Source organism: Geodermatophilus sp. SYSU D00879 (assembly GCF_054050375.1).
In genome coordinates, this window is record NZ_JBJGZF010000010.1 from 101220 (window position 1) to 122014 (window position 20795).

At 76.8% G+C, this 20795-nt stretch carries 22 protein-coding genes; 11 read left to right on the forward strand and 11 right to left on the reverse strand.

Annotated elements, in window-relative coordinates; all coding sequences use genetic code 11:
* Window positions 1-45: 45 nt before the first annotated feature.
* The 5 genes from ACI79B_RS14410 to ACI79B_RS14430 all read right to left on the reverse strand — a co-directional run bounded on the left by ACI79B_RS14410 (window position 46) and on the right by ACI79B_RS14430 (window position 6379).
* Complete coding sequence (locus ACI79B_RS14410; RefSeq protein ID WP_456928893.1) at window positions 46-1248, reverse strand: hypothetical protein; 1203 nt, start codon at window positions 1246-1248, stop codon at window positions 46-48.
* A gap of 55 nt (window positions 1249-1303) precedes the next feature.
* Window positions 1304-3634: a HelD family protein gene (locus ACI79B_RS14415; RefSeq protein ID WP_456928892.1), complete on the reverse strand. Its 2331-nt coding sequence runs from the start codon at window positions 3632-3634 to the stop codon at window positions 1304-1306.
* Between the two features lie 107 nt (window positions 3635-3741).
* A complete protein-coding gene (locus ACI79B_RS14420) occupies window positions 3742-4488 on the reverse strand; it encodes an alpha/beta fold hydrolase (RefSeq protein ID WP_456928891.1) in 747 nt (248 codons plus the stop codon).
* Between the two features lie 8 nt (window positions 4489-4496).
* Window positions 4497-5237 (reverse strand): hypothetical protein, encoded by a 741-nt coding sequence (locus ACI79B_RS14425; RefSeq protein ID WP_456928890.1) that lies wholly within the window; start codon window positions 5235-5237, stop codon window positions 4497-4499.
* A 416-nt stretch (window positions 5238-5653) separates the two neighbouring features.
* Window positions 5654-6379, reverse strand: a complete 726-nt coding sequence (locus ACI79B_RS14430) for a hemerythrin domain-containing protein (protein WP_456928889.1) — start codon at window positions 6377-6379, stop codon at window positions 5654-5656.
* A 149-nt stretch (window positions 6380-6528) separates the two neighbouring features.
* On the opposite strand from ACI79B_RS14430, the gene ACI79B_RS14435 reads away from it, so the two are divergent.
* From ACI79B_RS14435 to ACI79B_RS14450, 4 genes are all read left to right on the forward strand, one after another.
* Entirely contained in the window at window positions 6529-7335 is an 807-nt protein-coding gene (locus tag ACI79B_RS14435) for an alpha/beta fold hydrolase (RefSeq protein ID WP_456928888.1), read from the forward strand.
* Window positions 7332-9974 (forward strand): SpoIIE family protein phosphatase, encoded by a 2643-nt coding sequence (locus tag ACI79B_RS14440; protein WP_456928887.1) that lies wholly within the window; start codon window positions 7332-7334, stop codon window positions 9972-9974. The genes ACI79B_RS14435 and ACI79B_RS14440 overlap by 4 nt, the downstream gene beginning before the upstream one ends.
* A gap of 117 nt (window positions 9975-10091) precedes the next feature.
* Window positions 10092-11261, forward strand: coding sequence for an acyl-CoA dehydrogenase family protein (locus ACI79B_RS14445; protein ID WP_456928886.1), 1170 nt, complete (start codon window positions 10092-10094; stop codon window positions 11259-11261).
* On the forward strand, window positions 11258-12331 hold the full coding sequence (locus tag ACI79B_RS14450) for an acyl-CoA dehydrogenase family protein (protein WP_456928885.1): 1074 nt from the start codon (window positions 11258-11260) through the stop codon (window positions 12329-12331). The genes ACI79B_RS14445 and ACI79B_RS14450 overlap by 4 nt, the downstream gene beginning before the upstream one ends.
* A gap of 45 nt (window positions 12332-12376) precedes the next feature.
* Here the strand turns inward: ACI79B_RS14450 and ACI79B_RS14455 are convergent, their stop codons facing one another.
* A complete protein-coding gene (locus tag ACI79B_RS14455; protein WP_456928884.1) occupies window positions 12377-12997 on the reverse strand; it encodes a hypothetical protein in 621 nt (206 codons plus the stop codon).
* 139 nt (window positions 12998-13136) lie between these two features.
* On the opposite strand from ACI79B_RS14455, the gene ACI79B_RS14460 reads away from it, so the two are divergent.
* The 7 genes from ACI79B_RS14460 (at window position 13137) to ACI79B_RS14490 (ending at window position 17970) form a co-directional block, all read left to right on the forward strand.
* The gene (locus tag ACI79B_RS14460; protein ID WP_456928883.1) at window positions 13137-13871 is read left to right on the forward strand and encodes a type 1 glutamine amidotransferase; all 735 of its coding nucleotides are present in this window, start codon (window positions 13137-13139) and stop codon (window positions 13869-13871) included.
* A 30-nt stretch (window positions 13872-13901) separates the two neighbouring features.
* Entirely contained in the window at window positions 13902-14636 is a 735-nt protein-coding gene (locus ACI79B_RS14465; protein ID WP_456928882.1) for an alanyl-tRNA editing protein, read from the forward strand.
* A gap of 118 nt (window positions 14637-14754) precedes the next feature.
* Complete coding sequence (locus ACI79B_RS14470; RefSeq protein WP_457000178.1) at window positions 14755-16692, forward strand: hypothetical protein; 1938 nt, start codon at window positions 14755-14757, stop codon at window positions 16690-16692.
* A 321-nt stretch (window positions 16693-17013) separates the two neighbouring features.
* Entirely contained in the window at window positions 17014-17184 is a 171-nt protein-coding gene (locus ACI79B_RS14475) for a hypothetical protein (protein WP_456928880.1), read from the forward strand.
* Window positions 17185-17234: 50 nt separating this feature from the next.
* A complete protein-coding gene (locus ACI79B_RS14480) occupies window positions 17235-17471 on the forward strand; it encodes a hypothetical protein (RefSeq protein ID WP_456928879.1) in 237 nt (78 codons plus the stop codon).
* Between the two features lie 53 nt (window positions 17472-17524).
* Window positions 17525-17695, forward strand: a complete 171-nt coding sequence (locus tag ACI79B_RS14485) for a hypothetical protein (protein ID WP_456928878.1) — start codon at window positions 17525-17527, stop codon at window positions 17693-17695.
* A gap of 53 nt (window positions 17696-17748) precedes the next feature.
* A complete protein-coding gene (locus ACI79B_RS14490; protein WP_456928877.1) occupies window positions 17749-17970 on the forward strand; it encodes a hypothetical protein in 222 nt (73 codons plus the stop codon).
* Window positions 17971-18030: 60 nt separating this feature from the next.
* Here ACI79B_RS14490 and ACI79B_RS14495 read toward each other — a convergent pair whose 3' ends face one another.
* The 5 genes from ACI79B_RS14495 to ACI79B_RS14515 all read right to left on the reverse strand — a co-directional run bounded on the left by ACI79B_RS14495 (window position 18031) and on the right by ACI79B_RS14515 (window position 20660).
* Complete coding sequence (locus ACI79B_RS14495; RefSeq protein ID WP_456928876.1) at window positions 18031-19086, reverse strand: glutathione S-transferase family protein; 1056 nt, start codon at window positions 19084-19086, stop codon at window positions 18031-18033.
* 142 nt (window positions 19087-19228) lie between these two features.
* A complete protein-coding gene (locus tag ACI79B_RS14500) occupies window positions 19229-19654 on the reverse strand; it encodes a DUF1810 domain-containing protein (protein ID WP_456928875.1) in 426 nt (141 codons plus the stop codon).
* 81 nt (window positions 19655-19735) lie between these two features.
* Complete coding sequence (locus ACI79B_RS14505) at window positions 19736-20119, reverse strand: type II toxin-antitoxin system VapC family toxin (RefSeq protein WP_456928874.1); 384 nt, start codon at window positions 20117-20119, stop codon at window positions 19736-19738.
* Window positions 20116-20337 (reverse strand): hypothetical protein, encoded by a 222-nt coding sequence (locus tag ACI79B_RS14510; RefSeq protein WP_456928873.1) that lies wholly within the window; start codon window positions 20335-20337, stop codon window positions 20116-20118. Before ACI79B_RS14510 ends, ACI79B_RS14505 begins: the two co-directional genes overlap by 4 nt.
* 41 nt (window positions 20338-20378) lie before the next feature.
* Complete coding sequence (locus ACI79B_RS14515) at window positions 20379-20660, reverse strand: hypothetical protein (RefSeq protein WP_456928872.1); 282 nt, start codon at window positions 20658-20660, stop codon at window positions 20379-20381.
* Window positions 20661-20795 lie beyond the last annotated feature (135 nt).

The window sequence follows — 20795 nt, forward strand, 5'->3', positions numbered from 1 at the left end:
CTGCCCCGCTGTGGGGGCAGAGCACGAGCGTCCGCCGAGGAGGGATCAGCGGGGGTCGAGCCACCAGAGCACGGCCTCGCCGTCGCACCGGGCGGTCACGGCGATGCGGCCGTCGTCCCCGGCGTGGAGGTACCCGACCAGCTCGTCGCACAGGCCGAGCGGCGCACCGACCTCGCCCGTCACGACGTCGACGACGACCACCGACGCCGCGGCCGGCTCCTGCTGCAGCGTCAGCCACAGCGCCGTCCCGTCGAACTCGGCGTCGGTGACCGGCGTGCCGCGGAAGGCGCCGTCGGCGGTGAGCACGGTGGGCTCCGTCGCGCCCACCGCGACGGCCACCACGTGCTCGCGGTCGGTGCGGTCGGCGTCGGCACCGCGGACGACTGCGTATGCGGTCCCGTCGCCGATGACGACCACGTCCTCGACGACGGCGCGGACGAAGCCGGGCGCGAGGTCGACCGGTGCGCTCCGCGGCAGGAGGTCCGGCGTCAGGGCCAGCAGCAGGCTGCGGGCCGGGGCCTCCGTGTCGGGCCCCAGGGTCTCCGCCACCAGGACCACGCGGGAGCCGTCGGGGGAGACCGCCACCGCCCCGACCTCCGCGGAGGTGGGCTCGACCCCGTCGATCGCGAGGTCGGCGTCGGCCGAGGTCAGGACCGAGCCCGTGGCCGGGTCCACGGCGAGCACCAGCGGGGGGCCGCCGCTGCGGGACACGGCCACGTACAGCACGCCGTCGGGGCCCACGGCCGCGGCCGAGCCGGTGAGCAGCACGTCCGCGGGCACGGCGACCGGGAGGGTGGCGGTGACCGTCCCGGTCGCCGGGTCGACGACCTGCAGCGCGTAGCCGACCGGTCCCGTGCCCGGCCACACCAGCCCGGCCACCACGGCCGCACCACCGGAGCCGAACGCGGCGTCCGGGTGGGAGCCGGGCGCGAGCTCCGCAGTCGCCTGCACCGTCGTGCCGTCCGGGCCGACGACGGCGAGCGCGGCGCCCGGCGCGGCGTCGTCCACGCCGGCGTCGGCCCCGGCGAGCAGGACGAGGGTGGTGCCGTCCGGGCCGGCGGAGACCCCGCGGGCGTCGGTGTGGTCCCCGGCCGGGCCGCTGCCGGGCACGGACACGGTGGTCCGCGAGGCCTCGGCCGCCGGCGCGGCGGACCAGGGCGCGGACGCCGGGGCCGGCGAGCACGCGGCCGTCGCGAGCAGCACGGCGGGGAGCAGGGCGGACACGGTCAGCAGACGGGAGCGGGGCACGCCGTCCACCCTCCGGACGGCGCTTGCGCCCCACTGCGCCCGCGGTTGGGCCCCGCTAGGCCGCGGCTGCCCCCAGCCGGCCGAGCACCGCGGGCAGCGGGCCGGGGGAGAGCACGGTCAGCCGCTGGGTGGCGCGGGTGAGCGCGACGTAGAGGTCGTTGAGCCCGCGCACGCCCTCGTCGAGCACGCCCTGCGGGTCGGCGACCACCACCGAGTCGAACTCCAGGCCCTTGGCCTCGCCCGGCGTGAGCACCACCGGCCCCAGCGAGGAGTCCGCGCCCGGCCCGGACTGCACGTCCGGCCGCAGCTCCCCGAGCGCCGCGACGACGCCGGCCACCCGGCTCGGCGGCGCGATCACCGCCGTCGTCCCCTCCCGGCCGGCGAGGTCCGCGGCGACCGCGGCGACCCGCCCGGCCAGCCCGGACTCCCCGGTGACCTCCGCGACCGGCGGCGTGCCGCCGGTGCGCACCGACCGCGGCGGCCGCAGCCCGGTGCCGGTCGCGGCCAGCACGTCGGCGGCCACCGCCATCACCTCGGCCGGCGTGCGGTAGTTGACGGTCAGCTCCTCCAGCCGGAACGCGTCGCCGACGTGCGGGCGCAGGACGGCGTCCCACCGCTGCGCGCCGCCCAGGCTGCCGGTCTGCGCCACGTCGCCGACGACGGTCATCGACCGGGTCGGGCAGCGGCGCACCAGCAGCCGCCAGGCCATCGGCGAGAGCTCCTGCGCCTCGTCGACGACGACGTGCCCGAAGGTCCACGTGCGGTCGGCGGCGGCCCGCTCGGCGGTGGTGCGCAGGTCCAGCTCGCGCTGCCGGTCGGCGAGGTCCTCGGCCGACAGCAGGTCGCCGGCGCTGAGCACCTCGGCCTCCAGGTGCTCGTCCTCCAGGTCCACCGACCGGGAGCCGTGCAGCACGTCGAGGGTCTCCTGGGCCCGCTGCAGCGCGCGGCGGCGGTCCCGGTCGGCGCGGGCGCGCTGCGCGCTGTCGTCGAAGCCGAGCAGCTCCTCGGCCTCCTCGAGCAGCGGCACGTCGGCCGGGGTCCACGCGCTGCCGCGCGGGCGGTGCAGCAGCGCGCGGTCGGCGTCGGACCAGCCGGGGGTGGCCGCGGCGATCCGCGCCGGGTCGGCGAACAGGTCGGTGAGCAGCCGCTCCGGGGTGAGCACCGGCCACAGCTCGGCCACCAGCGACCGCACGCCCGGGTCCTCGCTCACCTCGCGGCGCAGCGCGGCGACGTCCTCCCGGTCGAGCAGGCCCGCGCCGCCGTCCACGTCCCGGCCGAGCCGGTCGGCGTAGCGCTTGGTCAGCGTGTCGACGACGCGGCGGACGAACACCGGCCGGCCCAGGTTGTGCAGCGGGTCCGCGCGCCGCGCCGCGTTCTGCGCACGGGTGACGTCGATCGGCCGCAGCCGCAGCCGGAACCCGTCGACCTCGACCTCCCGCGGCGCGGCGGGCACCACCTGCCGGTCGGCGATCGCGGCGCGCAGCACGTCGACCATCTCCAGCCGGCCCTTGACCGCCGCGGTCTCCGGCGACTCCTCGCCGCGGGCGTCCAGGCCGGGGCGCAGCTGCCCGAGCCCGGCCAGCAGCACGCCGGTCTCGCCGAGGGAGGGCAGCACGTCGGCGATGTAGCGCAGGAACGTCGGCGTCGGGCCGACGACGAGCAGGCCGCGGCGGGCCAGCCGCTCGCGGTGCGTGTAGAGCAGGTAGGCCGCCCGGTGCAGCGCGACGGCGGTCTTGCCGGTGCCCGGCCCGCCCTGGACGACGAGCACGCCCGCGGCGTCGCTGCGGATCACCCGGTCCTGCTCGGCCTGGATGGTGCGGACGATGTCGGTCATCCGCCCGGTGCGCGAGGCGTCGAGCGCGGCCAGCAGCGCGGTCTCGCCGGTCAGGCCCGAGCCCATGACGCCGTCGGTGAGCACCTCGTCGTCGAGGCGGACGACGGTGCGCCCGCGGGTGCGGATGTGCCGCCGGCGCACGATGCCCAGCGGCTGCACCGGCGTCGCGACGTAGAACGGCCGGGCCGCGGGCGCTCGCCAGTCGACCAGCGCCGGGTCCTGCGCCGGGTCGTCGCCGGGCAGGCCGATCCGGCCGACGTAGAGGGCGCCGCCGTCGTCGACACGGTCGATGCGGCCGACGACCAGCCCGGCCTCGGCGGCGTCGAGCGCGACCACCCGCTCGCCGTGGAAGCGGACGGTGGCGTCGCGCTCCTGCAGCGCCTGCGGGTCGACGGCCGGCCAGGTGATCGCCTGGCGCCAGCGGGTGCTGGCCAGCTCGCGGGCGGCGTCCAGCCGGCGGTACAGGTCGGTGACGTACTCCTGCTCGAGGGCCAGGTCCCGCGCGGAGGCGAGATCGGGGTCGGGGACGACGTCGGACGGGCTCGCCGGCAATGCACTTCCCTCTGCTAGAATGGCCGAAGGTCTCTTCGTCGCCATTTCGAGCGCCATTTCTGGCGCGCGCGGCAATCGACCATCCTGCGCCTTTCACCCCCTCGCTGTCATCTCCCGCCCGCGTGTCGGGGCGAGGTCTGCGCCACCTGGGCGTCGAGGGCGTCCGCCAGTTCTCCCGGCCGGCTCAGCGCGCACAGGTGCCCCCCGGGGACCTCGACGATCTCCAGGCCCAGCCGCTCGCTGGCCACCCGCCGCTGCAGCGCGACCGGGAAGAAGCGGTCCTCCGCGCCGGCGAGCACCCTCGTGGGCACGTCGGGCCAGGCGGCCAGCGGCCACGGCTCGCCGAACGGGGTCCCCGACTGGCCGCCGGCGTGCTCGGCCCCGGCGGCCCACACCTCCGGCGGCACGTCGTGGGAGAAGTCGGACTCGACGTCGTCGTCCACGGGCCGGCCCTGCGCGCGGGCACACGCCGCCCGGGCCTCCGCCTGACCGACGGCGTCCCACCACTCCCCGCCGGTCTCGCCGGGCCGCGGCACCATCGCGTTGAGCAGGACCAGCAGCCGCACCGGCCGGCGGGCGGCCACCAGCGGCGCGGTGAGCCCGCCCATCGACTGCCCGACCACCACGGCGTCCCCGTCCGCGGACCGGGCGTCGAGCGCGGCCGTCGCCACCTCGGCGTACCGCCGGAGCCCGGCGGTGTCGTCGTCGGCGGGCAGGTCGACGGCGACCGCCCGGTGACCCCGGCGTTCGAGCTCGGGGACCAGGCGGTGCCAGTACCAGGCGCGCCCACCGGCGCCGGGGACGAGGAGGAAGACGGCCACCTCCTCGGGACCGGCGCCGGGCGCTGGACTCATCGGCCGGCTCAGAAGAGGCCGGCGAGCTCCCGCACCGCGGTGGCGACCGGGTCGCCGGTCCACTCGTGCGCAGGGTCCCCCGCGGCGGTGTCCCCGGCGGCGGTGTCCTCGGCGGCGGTGAACGTCCCGCCGGCCGCCGGCTCGATCCCGCTGTCGTCCCGGTCGGAGTTCAGGCCGTAGCCGTACTCGACCGACACCTCCCAGTAGGTCCAGCCGTCGGCCTCGGCGAAGACGTAGGTCACCGACGCGTAGGCGTAGGAGGTCGGGGCCATCAGCTCGGAGAAGTCGGCGTACCCGTCGTCATCGACGTCGTAGGCGGCGGCGTCCACGTAGCCGTCGAGGTCGGAGTCGGCGCCCCACACGTCGGGCAGGCCGTTGCCGGTGGTGTCGACGCCGACCTCCTCGACGTAGCCGTCCTCGTCACCGTCGAAGGCGAAGGTGTCGGCCCAGCCGTCGAGGTCGGTGTCGACGGCGACCTGCTCGACGTAGCCGTCCTCGTCCCAGTCGACCGCCCAGGTGTCCTCGTACCGGTCGCCGCTGTCGTCGAAGGCGTACAGGTCGACGTAGCCGTTGGCGTCGGTGTCGTAGGCGTTGTAGGCGACCGAGCCGGCCGACGCGATGCCGGCGCCGGCGAGCACGGCGGCGAACGCGGTCGCGGGGACGGCGGTGCGCAGCACGGTGCGGGCGGCGCGGGTGCGGGTCAGGGCGGTGCGGGTCACGGCGGTGCGGGTCACGGCGGTGCGGGTCATGGCAGTGCCTCCTCGGTGGTCGAGCCGCTGTCCGGCTCGCTGCGAGGACGCTCCCGCGCACCCCCTGTACGGGACTGGACGCCGACTGGAGGCCCGGCTTGCACCCGCGTACCAGTGCCCTGCCAGTGCGCCGTGACGGGATGGGCGGGGAGCCAGGGGAGACCGTGTCGTCCCGCAACCCGCAGGACACCTGCCCGACATCCCGGCTGCCTACCGTCGGGGGCTCCCGGAAGACAGGGGAGAACACCATGTCCACGACCACCACCGAGCGCCCCACCGAGCGGGCGTCCTGGACCTGCCCGAACTGCCACGGCGAGACCACCACGGCCAAGAAGCGCTGCCGGGACTGCGGCACGTCGCGCTACTGACCTCTCCGGGAGCGGGCTCGTCGTCGCGCCCGCTCCTCGGCCCGCCCTTCAGTGCGCCGGCGGGGCACCCCGCAGCCGCACCACCGCCGCGCGGTAGCGGGCCCGCCCGGCCAGCCGCCAGACCAGCCGGGTGCCTCGGCCCAGCCCCGCCATCAGCCGCGCCTGCTCCGCCGGTGCGGCGTCCTCGAGGGCCAGCCCCAGCACCGTCAGCCGCTCGCGGCCCGACAGCGCCGGCCGCGCGGCGTGCACGATCGCCGTCCACTCCCGCGCCGGCAGGCGCGCCTCCAGCAGCGGCAGCAGCTCCCGCTCCTCGGCCGCGGTCTGCGCGTCCACGACCGCCGCCAGGTCCAGGCAGGCCAGCGCGAAGGCGTCGCGGGCCGGCGGGGTGCCGGCGACCGCCCACTGCCGGGCGGCGGTGGACAGGTCGCGCAGCCGGTTGTCGACGGCGGCGCAGCGGGTGGTCCACGCGGCGACCCGCGCCCGCGCGGACCCCGCGGCGCCGGCCGGCACCGCGCGCTCCAGGGCCGGCCACAGCAGCTCGCGCTCCACGGCGTGGTGGCCCAGCAGCACCCGCCCGACCAGGTCGGCGTGCCGGGTCAGGGCCGCGGTGCGCGCGGCGTCGCCGGGCGGCGCCCAGGTCGCCAGCTCGGCGAGGGTCCGCAGCTCCCGGCGGACCAGCCGGTGCAGGACGCGCTGGGAGTCGCCGGCCCGGGTCGCGGCGGGCGCCTCCGCGGCGGGTGCGGGGGGACGCAGGGAGGTCGGGACGGCGGTCACGGGGCACCTCCGGTGCTGCTCAGGGGGGAGGGACCGGACCGGGTCTCGTCCGGGACGGGGGCAGGGTAGGAGCCCGCCGGGCGGAGGGACAGGGGTCCGTGCGCGGGCGGGCGGGGACAGGGACGCCCGCGTCCGTTACCGTCCCGGGCGTGACGGTGGTCACGCGGAACTGCGTGCGCGTGAGCGGGCCGGAGGGGGCCCGGCCGATGGTGCTCGCGCACGGGTACGGCTGCGACCAGACGATGTGGCGGGCCCTGGTGCCCGAGTTCGCCGTCGACCACCGGGTGGTCACCTTCGACCACGTCGGCGCCGGCGGGTCCGACGTCTCCGCCTACGACCCCGTCCGCCACGGCACCCTGCGCGGCTACGCCGAGGACCTCCTCGACGTCGTCCGGGAGCTGGACCTGACCGACGTCGTCCTGGTCGGCCACTCGGTGAGCGCGATGATCGGCGTCCTGGCGGTGCGGGCCGACCCCGGCCGGTTCGGCGCGCTGGTGATGATCGGCCCGAGCCCCCGCTACGTCGACGACGAGGACTACACCGGCGGCTTCAGCCGGGCCGACGTCGCCGCGCTGCTGGAGTCGCTCGACAGCAACCCGGCGCAGTGGGCGGCGGCGCTGGCCGCGGTGGTCGCCGGGCCGGACCACCCCGACGTCGCCGCGGAGCTGGCCGCGAGCTTCTGCCGCACCGACCCCCGCATCGCCCGCGACTTCGCCCGGGTCACGTTCCTCTCCGACAACCGCACCGACCTCCCCGCGGTCCGGGTCCCGACGCTGGTGCTGCAGTGCTCCGACGACGCGATCGCGCCCGAGCCCGTCGGCCGGTTCGTGCACGCGCAGGTCCCGGGCAGCGTCTTCAGGCGGCTGGCCGCCACCGGGCACTGCCCGCACCTGTCCGCGCCCGAGGAGACGACCGCGGCGATCCGCGCCTTCCTCGGGGGCCCGGCCGGCCCGTGACCGACCGCGCACCGCCCCCGGACCGGCTCGAGCAGCCGGAGGGTCTCGCGCGGCTGCTGGAGGAGGACCCCGCCGACCTCTACGAGAACGCCCCCTGCGGCTACCTGTCGATGGTCCCCGACGGGCGGGTGGTCAAGGTCAACCGCACCTTCTGCACCTGGACCGGCCGGGAGCCCGGCGACGTCCGCGGCCGGCGGCTGCCGGACCTGCTCAACGCCGGCGGCCGGGTGTTCTACGAGACCCACCTCGCGCCGCTGCTGCGGCTGCAGGGGGCGGTCCGCGAGGTGGCGCTCGACGTGGTCCGCGCGGACGGCTCGGTGCTGCCGTGCCTGGTCAACGCGGTCGAGGTCCGCGACGACGACGGGCAGCCGCTGCTGGTGCGCGCCACGGTGTTCGAGGCGACCTCGCGGCGGCGCTACGAGCGGGCGCTGCTCACCGCGCAGCGGGCCGCGGCCGAGTCCGAGGCGCGGGCGCGGACGCTGCAGCAGGTGGTCTCCGAGCTGGCCGCGGCGGGGTCGGCCGAGCAGGTCGCCGAGGTCGTCGTCCGCCGGGCGCGGGCGGCGGTGGAGGCCGGCGGCGCCGCGCTGTGGCTCGCCCTCCCCGGGCCGGAGGGGGCGCCGATGCCGGTCGCGCTGGCCGCCAGCGACCACGTGGCGCCGCACCTGCTCGGCGAGCTGGCCGCGGCGGCGCGGGACGGCGCGGAGCTGGTCCGCACCGGCGGCGTCCGGTCGGTGCCGGTCGGGCCGGCGCTGCGCGACCGGTGGCCGGGGCTCGCGGAGGCGATGGCCGAGGCCGGGCAGGAGGCGGTCGTCGTCGTGCCGGTGACGGCGGCCGACGACCGACACCTCGGCGCGCTGGTGCTGGTCCTCGGCGTCACCGACGACAGCGAGCTGATCAGCCTGGCCGAGCCCGGCGCCCGCGGCTCCCTGGCGCCGGCCGACGCCGACCTGCTGGCCACCCTCGGCCGGCAGGCCGGGCAGGCGCTCGAGCGGGTGCGGCTGCACGAGGAGACCGTCCGGCAGGCGGCCCGGTCGGCGTTCCTGCTCGAGGCCGCCCGGCTCATGGCCGCCGGGCACGGGGTCACCGAGACGATCGCGGAACTCGCCGAGCTGACCGTCCGCCGGCTGGCCGACGTGTGCGTCGTCGACGTGCTCACCGAGCACGGGCTGGCCGAGCCGGTGGTCGCGCACGCCGACCCGGCCCGCCGCCCGCTGGTCGAGGAGCTGCGCGACGTGCACCTGCCCCGCCGCGACGGCTCGCACCCGAGCGTGCGGGCGCTGACCCAGCACCGCACGGTCTGGCTGCGCGGCGCGGCCGACGCCGAGCTCGCCCGGGCCACCACGAGCCCGCGGCACCGGGAGGTCACCCGGGCGCTGGAGCTCGCCGACCTCGTCTGCGTGCCGCTGGTCGCGGAGAACCGGCCGCTCGGGGTGCTCTCGCTCGCCGCCGACGTGCGCCGCGGCCCGTTCACCGAGGCCGACGTCGAGACCGCCGAGCAGCTCGCGCTGCAGATGTCGCAGGGCATGGACGCCGCCCAGCGCCACGAGCTGGACGAGCACACCTCGCACACGCTGCAGGCCAGCCTGCTGCCGCCCGCGCCGCCGGAGGTCCCGGGGTACGCCGTCGCCCTCCGCTACCTGCCGGCCAGCCGCGGCGCCGACGTCGGCGGCGACTTCCACGACGTCGTCCCGCTGCCCGGCGGCGAGGTGGCGCTGGCGGTCGGCGACGTCGTCGGCCACGACGTGACGGCCGCGGCGACGATGGGGCAGCTGCGCAGCGTGCACCGCGCGCTGCTGGTGGACCGGCCGGGGCCGGCGGCCCTGGTCGACCGGCTGCACGGCAGCTGGCCGCTGCTCGGCCTGCCGCGGATGGCCACCGCGCTGTTCGCCCGGCTGCACCCGCCGACCGGCGGGCTGCGGATCGCCTCGGCAGGCCACCCGCCGCCGCTGCTGGTCGAGGGCGGGCGGGCCACACTGCTCGACGTCCGCCCGGGCCGGCTGCTCGGCGCCCCGCCGGGTCCCGCCCCCGAGTGGCGCGGCCGGCTGCGGCCCGGCGCCACGCTCGTCCTGTTCACCGACGGCCTGGTGGAGAGCCGCACCGCCGACATCGACGAGGGTCTGGACCGGCTGTGCGCCGTCGCCGCCGCGGCCCCCGGCGACACCGACCCGGACGCCCTGTGCGACCGGCTGCTCGACGCGCTGGCCGGGCCCCGCCGCGCCGACGACGTCGCCCTGCTCGTCCTCACCCGGCTGCCGGTCGGGGGTCTGGCGGGCCGGGAGGAGGAGGCGGACCATCGCAGCCACCGCCCCGTCCGCGGGGCCGGGCGCGAGGAGGCCGCCGTGGAGCAGACGCGCAGTGAGCTGACCGACGTGCTCGAGGGCGCGACCGGGGACGTCACGGTCTCCGGTGACGCCATGCGCTGGACGCCGGGGCGGGCGGAGCCGCCCGAGCCGGCTCCGGGCTTCGCGGGGATCGACGTCGCCGCGGGACTCGGCTCCGTGCTCGGGCTGGACCCCGTCGCGGTGCGCCGGCTGGTCACCGGCGCCGTCGACCGGCTCACGACGGTGGCCGGTGACGTGGCCGACGGGCTGCGCCAGCTCGCGCGGGACGCGTTCCCCGGCGGCGACGACCGCGGCTGACCGCGCCCCCGCCCGGCGGGCGGAGGCGTCCGACACACCCGGGCGCGGGTGTTGCACCCGGGCGCACGGTAGAACCGAGGGCGACAACTGCCACGCCGACGTGGGGACGTGTCCGTCATGAGCAGCAACCAGTTGACCCTGGCGCCCGCGCCGCCGTCCGAGGCGGCCGAGCGGGTCCGCCTGGAGGTCCGGGAGTTCCTCGCGCAGGAGCTCGCCGCGGGGTCCTTCACCACGCACGTCGACACCTGGCTGTCCGGCGTCGACCCGGAGTTCTCGCGCAAGCTCGGCGCCCGCGGCTGGCTGGGCATGACCTGGCCGAAGGAGTACGGCGGCCACGAGCGCACCGCGCAGGAGCGCTATGCCGTCACCGAGGAGCTGCTCGCGGCCGGCGCCCCGGTGGCCGCGCACTGGATCGCCGACCGGCAGTCCGGGCCGAACCTGCTGCGCTACGGCACCGAGGCGCAGCGCAAGGACATCCTGCCGCGCATCGCCGCGGGGGAGTGCTACTTCGTCATCGGCATGAGCGAGCCCGACAGCGGCTCCGACCTCGCCTCGATCCGCACCCGCGCCACCCGCAACGCCGACGGCGACTGGGTGGTCAACGGCGCCAAGATCTGGACGTCGAACGCGCACCACTCCCACTACGGGATCGTGCTGGTGCGCACCGGCCCGCCCGGGGAGGGCCCGCGCGGCAAGCACCAGGGGCTGACCCAGCTGCTGGTCGACCTGTCGCTGCCCGGCATCACGGTCAACCCGATCCGCATCCTCGACGGCGGCCACCACTTCAACGAGGTGGTGTTCCAGGACGTCGTCGTGCCGGGCGACATGCTGCTGGGCACCGAGGGCGCCGGCTGGCACCAGGTGACCGCGGAGCTGGCCTTCGAGCGGTCCGGCCCCGAGCGGTTCCTGTCCACCTGGCCGCTGCTGGCCGAGTTCGGCCGCCGCGCCGCGTCGTCGCTGGACCCGGCGCAGCTGGCCACGCTGGGCCGGCTGTCCGCGCGGGCGCTGGCGCTGCGCCAGTTGTCGCTGCGGATCGCCGCCGCGCTGGACCGCGGGGAGCTGCCCGACATCCCGGCCGCGCTGGTCAAGGACATGGGGACGACGTTCGAGCAGGACGTCGTCGACGAGGTGCGCCGGGTGGTCGACGTCCCGGCGTCGCTGGACAGCCCCGACCCGCTGGGCCGGGCGCTGGCCGAGGCACAGCTGCACGCGCCGGGCTACACGCTGCGCGGCGGTACCAACGAGATCCTCAAGGGGATCGTGGCGCGGGGGCTGGGGCTGCGATGAGCGATCAGGACCTGGTGGTCGAGACCGTCCGGGACATCCTCTCCGGGCACGAGCCGTTCGTCCTCACCGCCGAGCGGCCGTGGGACGAGGGCCTGTGGTCGGCGCTGGCCGAGGCCGGGCTCACCGGCGTCGGGCTGCCCGAGGAGGCCGGCGGCTCCGGCGGCGAGCTCGCCGACGCCGTCGCGATCGTGCGCACGCTGGCGGCCGGCGCCGCCGCCGTGCCGGTGGCCGAGCAGCTGCTGGTGGCGGGGCCCGCCGTGGTGGCCGCCGACCTCGACCTGCCCTCGCCGGAGGAGCCGCTGACCGTCGCCGTCGACGGGACGGTCGCCGCCGAGCCCTCCGACGACGGCGACGGGCCCGGCCGGTTCACCCTCTCCGGCACCGCCACCGACGTCGCGTGGGCGGGCGTGGCCCGGCACGTCGCGGTGCTGGCCACCGCGCCGGCCGGGATCGAGGGCGCGGTGCTGGCCGTCGTCGACGCCGCGGGGCTGACGGCGTCCCGGGCGGTGAACCTGGCCGGGGAGCCGCGCGGCTCGCTGGTGCTCGACGGCGTCGGCGCGCGCGGCGCGCTGCTGACCCCGGCCCGGGCCGCGGAGGTGCGCGCCCGCTACGCGCTGGCCCGCGCGGTGCAGATCTCCGCGGCGCTGGAGCAGGTGCTGGCCTGGACGGTGCAGTACGCCGGCGAGCGGCACCAGTTCGGCCGGCCGCTGGGCAAGTTCCAGGCGATCCAGGTGGAGCTGGCGCAGATGGCCGGGGAGGTCACCTCGACCGCCGCGCTGGTCGACGCCGCCGTCCAGGCCCTCGGCCGCGGCGAGGCGACGATCGGGCTGGCCGCGGCCGCCGCCAAGGTGCGCGCGGGGGAGGCCGTCGAGCGGGTGGCCAAGCTCGCCCACCAGGTGCACGGCGCGATCGGCTTCACCCAGGAGCACCGGCTGCACCACCTCACCCGGCGCTGCTGGTCCTGGCGCGACGAGGCGGGCAGCGAGCTGACCTGGTCGCGGTTCCTCGGCGCGGGCCTGGTCGCCGCCGGCCCGCAGGACGTCTGGCCGCCCTTCACCGCCGTCGTCTGAGCCGCCTGTCCGCCTCCCGCCCGCGGGAGGCGGACAGGCCCGGCCTCACACCGTCTCGGGCACCCGCAGGTGGGCGAGGACGAGGTCGAACTCCTCGGCGTCGGTGATCTCGAGCCTCATGGACCGGGCGAAGTCGTCCCGGGAGGCGCGGGCGTGGGCGCGGCCGGCGTCCATGTCCTCGCGGTCCTCGAAGGTCACCGCGGACGCGGCCCGGCCGCCCTCCCGGTCGACCATGAGGCTCACGCTGCAGAACCCGGGGTAGTCCTCCATCCGCGGCACCATGACGCTGCGGTAGGCGTCGAGCACCCGGTCCAGCCCGGCGGGGTCGGCGCGCCACCAGGTCACCCGGGTGCACGCGCCCGCCGGCGCCTCCGAGCGGCGGTGCATGACCGCGACCTCCCACTCCTGGACCGTGACGTCCCCGCCGAAGACCTCCGCGGCCTGCTCGCGCAGTGCGCGCGCCCGGTCGGCGCTGGCCCGCATCGACTCGACGTCGCGCCAGGACGAGGTGACGACGGCCCGGCCGCTGGCGCGGTCGGTGAGCATCGACAGGCCCACGAACCCGCGCATGTCGGCCAGCGCGGGCATGACCTCGTCGCAGACGAACGCGATCCCGTCGTCGAGCTTCTCCGGTGTGCCCGCGACGGAGGTCGAGCGTGCGTACATGGCCGCTCCTCTCTGGGGCGGCGCTGCCCGGGCGGCACCGCCGCGGGCGTCAGCCTGCTCCGGCGGCGGCCCGCCGGGAAGGGGGGCACCCCGGCGCGGGACGTCCGGGACCGTCGGTGAGCCCGCGGATACTGGGTGCATGCAGACCGCGCTCGTCCTCGTCCACGACGCCGACGCCTCCCGCGGGCACCGGCTGGTCGGCACCCTGCGCCCGGCGCTGGAGGCGCAGGGGCTGACGGTCGTCGTCGGGACGACGGTCGGCGACTCCCCGCTGCTCACCGACCTGCCCGACCCCGCCACGCTGCGCACGCTGGTCGTCATGGGCTCGGGCGCGGCCGCCTACGACGACACGGTGCCGTGGCTGGCCGCGGAGCTCGCCTACCTGCGGCGCGCGGTCGGCGCCGGGACGCCGGTCCTCGGCGTCTGCTTCGGCGGGCAGGCGCTGTCACGGGTGCTGGGCGGCGTGGTCGCGCAGGCGCCGCAGGGCGAGCACGGCTTCCTCGACGTCGAGACCGCCGACCCCGCGCTCGTGCCGGCCGGCCCCTGGTTCGAGTACCACGGCGACCGGTTCACCGTGCCGCCCGGCGCGGTGGAGGTCGCGCGGACCCACCGGGCGGTGCAGGCGTTCACCGCCGGCCCGCACCTGGGGGTGCAGTTCCACCCGGAGATCGACCCGGGCGCGTTCTCCGCCTGGGAGGAGACCTGGGAGCTGACCGGCCCGCCGCCGCCGGAGGCCGCCGCGCTGGTGCCCGGGCTGCGCCGGGAGATCGCCGAGCGGGAGCCGGAGGCCGCCGCGGCCTGCGCCCGGCTCGTCGAGGCGTTCCTCGACCGGGCCGACCGCGTGCGCCTGGCGGAGGAGGAGACGGCGGCCTGAGCCGGGGCGCGTTCGGCAGGATGGGTGCCCGTGAGCGCTGACCGGCACGGGCACACCCACCGCCTCGACCTCGACGACGCCACCGTGCGGGAGTGGGACGCGACCGTCGTCGCGGCCGACCCCGAGCAGGGGATCGTCCTCGACCGCTCGGCCTTCTACCCGGGCGGCGGCGGCCAGCCGCCGGACGAGGGCGTGCTGCTGTGGGGCGGCGTGCGCACCCGGATCGCCGGCACCCGCAAGGGCGACGAGCTGTACCTCATCCCGGTCGAGGGCGACCCGGTGCCACCGCCGGGCACCGCCGTCCGCGGGGCGCTGGACGACGAGCGCCGGACCGCGCTCATGCGCACCCACTCGGGCTTGCACGTGCTCACCGGCGTGGTGCTGCGCGACTTCGGCGCCAAGGTCACCGGGGGCAACATGGAGCCGCTGACCGCGCGGATGGACTTCGACCTCGCCGAGGTGCCGGCCGACTTCAAGGACCGCGTGGCCGAGGCGGTGAACGCCGAGATCACCGCCGACCGGCCGATCCGGGTCCGGACGCTCCCGCGCGACGAGGCGTACGCGATCCCCGACCTCATCCGGACCGCGACCGACCTGCTGCCGCCCGACATCGATCAGGTGCGGATCGTCGACATCGTCGGTCTCGACCTGCAGGCCGACGGCGGCACGCACGTCGCCTCGACGGCGATGGTCGGCCGGGTCGAGGTGGTCAAGATGGAGAACAAGGGCCGCGGGTTCCGCCGGCTGCGCATCCGCGTGGTCTAGGTCGGGTCGTTTGGGTCGGGGAGGTCCCGGTACGCCCCGTAGCCGTGATCGACGAGCATTTCGGATGGAGTCGTTCTAGTCTGCGTCCGTGCGGGAGGGGACTTCCACACGGGGGTCGGTGAGCAGCGCCGGAGTCGCTGACTGGGCCCGTCGGGTCCTCCTCCTGTGCGGCCTGGTGGCCGGCGTCTACACGCTCCTGGTGGTCGTCTCCAGCTCGGCGCGCGCCGAGGACCCGCCCGCTCCGGACGGCTCCCTGCTCGGCGGCGTGGTCGAGGAGGTCACCGCGACGGTCGACGAGGTCGCCGTCGAGCACGTGGTCGAGCCGGTCGTGGAGTCCGTGGTCGAGCCGGTCGCCGACGCTCCCGCGGAGACGTCCGAGCCCCCACCGGCGCCCGAGCCCGCTCACGTCCCCGAGCCCGCTCACGTCCCCGAGCCCGCTCCGGAGGCGGTCGCGGGCACTTCCGCGGAAGTGTCCGAGCCGGTCCTCGAGGTGCCCCTCCCGGTCGTCGACGACGTCGTCGCCCCGGTGGTCGAGGCGGTGGTCGAGCCGGTCGCTCCGGTGGTCGAGACCGTGACCGAGCCGCTCGCACCGGTGACCGAGCCGGCGACGGACCCGGTCGCGCCTGTCGTGGAGACGGTCACCGAGCCGGTCGCTCCCGTCGTCGAGGCAGTGACCGAACCGGTGGCCCCGGTGGTCGAGACCGTGACCGAGCCCGTGGCTCCGGTGGTCGAGACGGTCGTCGAGCCGGTCGTGGAGACCGTGACCGAGCCGGTGGCTCCGGTTGTCGAGCAGGTCGTCCCGCCAGTGGTGGAGACGGTCGCCCCGGTCGTCGAAGCGGTCACCGAGCCCGTCGTCCCCGTGGTCGAGGACGTCGTCGCCCCGGTGGTGGAGCCCGTCGTCCCCGTGGCCGAGGCCGTCACCCCGCCGCTGGTGCCGATCGTCGAGACGGTCACGGAACCGGTGGCTCCTGTCGTCGAGGTCGTCCCGCCGGTGGTGGAGACGGTGGCCGGGCCGGTCGTCCCGGTGGTCGTGGACGTCGTCGCGCCGGTGGTCGAGGTGGTCACCGGTCCTGTGGCTCCAGTGGTCGAGCCGGTGACGCCCGTGGTCGAGACGATCACCCAGCCGGTCGTGCCGGTCGTGGAGACGGTGACCGAGCCGCTCGTCCCCGTCGTCGTCGAGGACGTCGCACCGGTGGTCGGCACGGTGGTCGAGCCGGTCGCGCCCGTCCTCGAGACGGTCGTCGATCCGCTGGTGCCCGTGACCGATACGGTCACGGCGCCCGTCGTGCCGGTGACCGAGGTCGTCACCGGGACGGTCGGACCGGTCGTCGACACGGTGGTCGAGCCCCTCCTGCCCGTCGCCGTCCCGGTGGTCGAGGCGGTGACCCAGCCGCTCGTCCCGGTGGTCGAGGCTGTCGCGCCGGTGGTGGAGACCGTCGTCGCGCCGGTGGTGGAGGCCGTCGCGCCGGTGGTGGAGGCCGTCGCGCCGGTGACGGAGGCTGTCGCGCCGGTGGTGGAGGCTGTCGCGCCGGTGGCCGAGCCGGCCGCCGCCGCGGTCGAGACCGTGGAGACGCCGGCCGCCGGTGTGACCACTGCACCGGCCACCACCCCGTCGTCTGCTCCCGTCGCGGAGGCCGCCCCCGTGGCCGGGGCGGCGACCGTCGGGACCACGCAGGCCCCCGGGCTTGCCGTCGCCCCGGCGACCGTGGCCGTGCTGCTCATCGCCCCACGGGCCGAGTGCGGCGCGTCCGACGACGCCACCCCGAGCCCGGCGTCCAGGACCGCGCACCGGCAGCAGTCCACCGCTCCCCGGCCCGCCGACCCGCCGTCGCTCGAGAACGAGCTCCCCACCGAGCCCACGGCGCCGGTGGCGCCCGAGCCGCGGCCGATCGCGCCGCCGGCGCCCACCATGTCGGCCTCGACCTGGCTGACCACCCTGGCCGCGATCTGCCCGTCGGGCGTGCCGGCCACCGCTTCCTGCACCGTCCCGGTGCCGATGTCGGCTTCCGCCGTCGTTGCCGCCGTCCTGCGCGACCCGTCCTTCTCTCCCGACTGACCTCCCTGCCAGGCGCGCACCAGCCGCCGGCCGAGGTCGGGGATCCCTCCCGCACCGCACCGCCGACTGGGCGCTGCCTTCCCGGGCGTGACCCCGATCTGGCCACCGCTGGGCCGGGGCCACCGGGCGGGGAGGTATCGGGGCTGGGGGTTCCTCGCACAGGTCGGTCGCGCGGCACCCCTGACCTCCCCGCCCGACACTCCGGACGACGGGGGCGGCGGCGACACCGGCGCCCCGCCCCCGTCGACCGATCCCACCGTGACATCCGCGGGACGCCGGACCGCCATGTGCGCGTCATGTTGCTGTGCTAGTCATGACGTCATGACGACTTCGTGCGCGCTGCGCCCGCTGCCCGACCGCGCCACCGTCGTCGACGTGTACGGCTCGCGGTTCCTGCTCGAGTGGCTCGACCGGGACACCCTCGCCACCGCCGCGGCGACGGCCCGGTGCGCGGCCGAGGTCGAGCGCACCGAGGAGTGTGCGGCCGGCTGAGGCGCGTGGACCCCTGGCGCCCGGCCGACGCGTCGGGCACGGTGCCGCCCGTGCTCCCGTGGATCGTGATCGCCTTGGTCCTGCTCGTGCTCACCGCCATGTTCACGGCCGCGATACGCGCCGCCCGGCGCGGCGGCCGGCGCTCCGGCGGCGACGGCGGCGGCTGGTACGGCGACAGCGGGAGCTGGGGCGACGGCGGACACCACGGCCACCACGACGGCGGCGGCTGGGGCGGCGACTCCGGTGGCGGTGGGGGAGACGGCGGCGGCGGAGGCGGCGGGGACTGACCCGCGCGCCGACCCCTGGCGCTGCGGCCCGCCGTCCGGCACGGTGCCCGGCCGTGGCCGCGCTCTCGATCCTCGCCGTCGTCGCGATGGCGTTCTACTGCATCCTGTCCTGGCAGCGTCCCCGGCCCGGGGGCGGTGACGGGAGCTGGTCCGGCGGCGACTGGGTCGACAGCGGCTCCGACGGGGGCTCCGACGGCGGCGGGGACGGCGGCGGCGGGGACTGAACCGGGGTCGGAGGGCCCTGTCGTCCGGCCGGGACGCGCGGGACCTTCGCGCCATGACCGTGATCGTGGTGCTCGCGGCTCTCGCGATGTTCCTCTTCCTGGTCGTCGCGCTGCAGCGGTACGGCACGGGCGCCGAGGAGTGGCGTGGTGACGACTACGGCCTCGGCGAGCGGGGCGTTCGCCCCGACCCGTCCCGCTTCCCGCTCGGCGGCAGGGCGAGCGGCGACGTAGGCGCCGGCTTCGACGGTGGCGGCGGAGGCGGCGGAGGCGGCTGAGGCCCGGCCGCGCTGACGGCGTCGTCCCGCCCGGACGGCACCGTCAGGCAGCGGGGACCGTCAGCGGCGCTCGTCGTCGGGCCGGTGCCCGATGCCGCCGGGACCGTGTGACGCCGGCACCTCCTCGCCGGCGGCAACCGGCCCGGGCGGGGTGCCGTCGCCGAAGGGGGAGCCGCCGAGCTCCTCGCGCCCGTGCGGGGTCAGCCAGTTGGACGTGTCCGGGCCCATCGGGATGACCTGCGTCGGGTTGATGTCGGCGTGGACGACGTAGTAGTGCTCCTTGATCTGCGGGAAGTCGGTGGTGTCACCGAACCCCGGCGTCTGGAACAGGTCGCGCGCGTAGCCCCACAGCGCCGGCATCTCCGACAGCTTCTGCCGGTTGCACTTGAAGTGGCCGTGGTAGACGGCGTCGAAGCGGGCCAGCGTGGTGAACAGCCGGACGTCGGCCTCGGTGATCGTGTCGCCCATGAGGAAGCGCCGCGTCGACAGCCGCTCCTCGAGCCAGTCCAGCGCCGTCCACAGCCGGTCGTAGGCCTTGTCGTACGCGCGCTGCGAGCCGGCGAAGCCGCAGCGGTACACGCCGTTGTTGACCTCCGTGTAGACGCGCTGCATCACCTCGTCCATCTCGTCCCGCAGGTGCTCGGGGTAGAGGTCGGGGGCGCCGTCGCGGTGGTACTTGGTCCACTGCGTGGAGAAGTCGAGCGTCATCTGCATGAAGTCGTTGGTGACGACGGCCTTCGTCGGGACGTCGACCATCGCCGGCACCGTGATCCCGCGCGGGTACTCGGGGTCGCGGGCGAAGAAGGCCTCCTGCAGCCGCTCGTAGCCGAGCACCGGGTCGCGCCCGCCCGGGTCGAGGTCGAAGGTCCAGCTGCGCTCGTCGTGCGTGGGCCCGCAGATACCCATCGAGATGACCGGCTCGAGGCCGAGCAGCCGGCGCACGATCGCGGCGCGGTTGGCCCAGGGGCAGGCGCGGGCGATGACCAGCCGGTAGCGCCCCGGCTCGACCGGCCAGTCGCTCGAGCCGTCGGCGGTGATCCGGTCGGTGATGTAGTTCGTGTCGCGCTTGTACTCCTGGCCGTTGCTGACGTAGCCGGATCCCTGGTCGTCGCTCACACGATCAACTCTCGCCGACCGCGCCTCCCGCCGCCCGGCGGACCGGGGTGACCCGCAACTCCTGCCCCAGGAGTGCCGGTGGTGGTCCGCGCTCGCTCGTGCTCTGCCCACAGGTGTGGGCAGAGCACGAGTCGGCGGAGGACTACAGCCGGGACGTCGTCGCGTCGTCCTCCTCGCCGCCGAAGTACCGGTCCAGGACGGCGCGGAACACCGGCTGGCCGGGATCGGCGCGCGCGAACAGCGTCATCGACGAGCGCAGCTTCACCGCGTCGGTGGACCCGAGCACCGCGGCGGCATCGGAGCCGGGCAGCTCGGTGAGCGCCTGCGCGGACTCGACCAGCCGCGGGCCGAGCACCGGGTGGGCCAGGTAGGCGCGGGCCTCGTCGAGCCCGGAGATCGCGAACCGCTGCGCCGTCGCGCTGCGGCCGAGGCCGGCCACCTGCGGGAAGACGAACCACATCCAGTGGCTGGTCTTGTGCCCGGCGCGCAGCTCGGTGAGCGCCTGCGCGTAGGTGTCGGTCTGCGCCTCGACGAAGCGGGCCAGCCGGTACGGGTCGTCGTCGGTCATGCGCAGGGACTTCCCCCGGTCCGCCGGGCGACACCCGGGTGCCCGTGCTCGCGCGCCGCTGCCACGCACCTCCGCGGGGAGCTACCGCGGGACGACCGTCACGGCGCAGCGGAGACCCGGCGCCCGCGCGAGACGCCCGTCGGCGGTGACGAGCGGGCAGCCGAGGGCCTCGGCCAGCGCGACGTAGGTGGCGTCGTACGCGGTGAGGTTCTCCCGCAGCCGCCAGACGCGGTCGAGCAGCCCGGTGACCGGGTGCCGGGCGGCCCCGAGGCGGCGCCAGGTGTCGAGGGCCGCCCACCCCTGGCCCGGTGTCACGGAGCCCGCGGTCGCGGCCCGCCGCAGCGCGCTGGCCACCTCGACGTCGACCAGGTGGGGCACCTGGATCCGCTCCCGCGCGAGCAGGTCCCGGGCAGCACCGGCGTTCAGCAGGCCGGAGACGACCGCCGAGGCGTCGGCGACGATCACCGCCCCGCGCGCTCGGCGTCCAGGTCGGCGACGACGTCCTCGGCGGGGATCCCCAGGTCCGGCAGGGCACCGAGGAGCGCGGGGTTGTCCGCGCGGCGCGAGGCCTCGGCGAGCTCACGGACGGCCAGCGCGCCCACGGACGTCGCCTCGCGGGCGGCGAGCCGCTCCAGCCGCTCGACGACCTCGTCCGGGACGTTCCGCAGGTACAGCGTCCTCATGTCGCAGGATGCTAGCAACCTGCGAGCATTCTGCGGGCGGCTCAGGCGGCGCCGGCCTCCGCCTCGTGCTGGGCCTTGGCCGCCTCGGTGAGCGTCCGGGCGATGGCCCGCACCGCGGCACCGGTGACGGGGACGCGGCGCCGCTCCACCCGCGCCGGGGCGCCGCGCCGCTCGACCGGAGCGGGGCGCGGGGCGGGGACGGCGGCGGGTGAGGTCTCCCGGGGCGGGAGGGCGTCGCGGCACCAGCGCTCGCAGTCGGCCAGCAGGTTCCCGGTGGTGAGGGGAGCGGCCATCACCGTCTCGAGCCGGGTGCGGGGGTGCATGCGGTCCTCTCGTCCCTGGGCCGTCGTCGCGCCCGTTCCCTACTCGTATCGGCAGACCGGGCGTCAGGCGGAACGGCGCGCCGGTGCCGGCGTTGATCATCGCCTGCGTGCCGCTCGCACCGGCGTGTCGGCGCG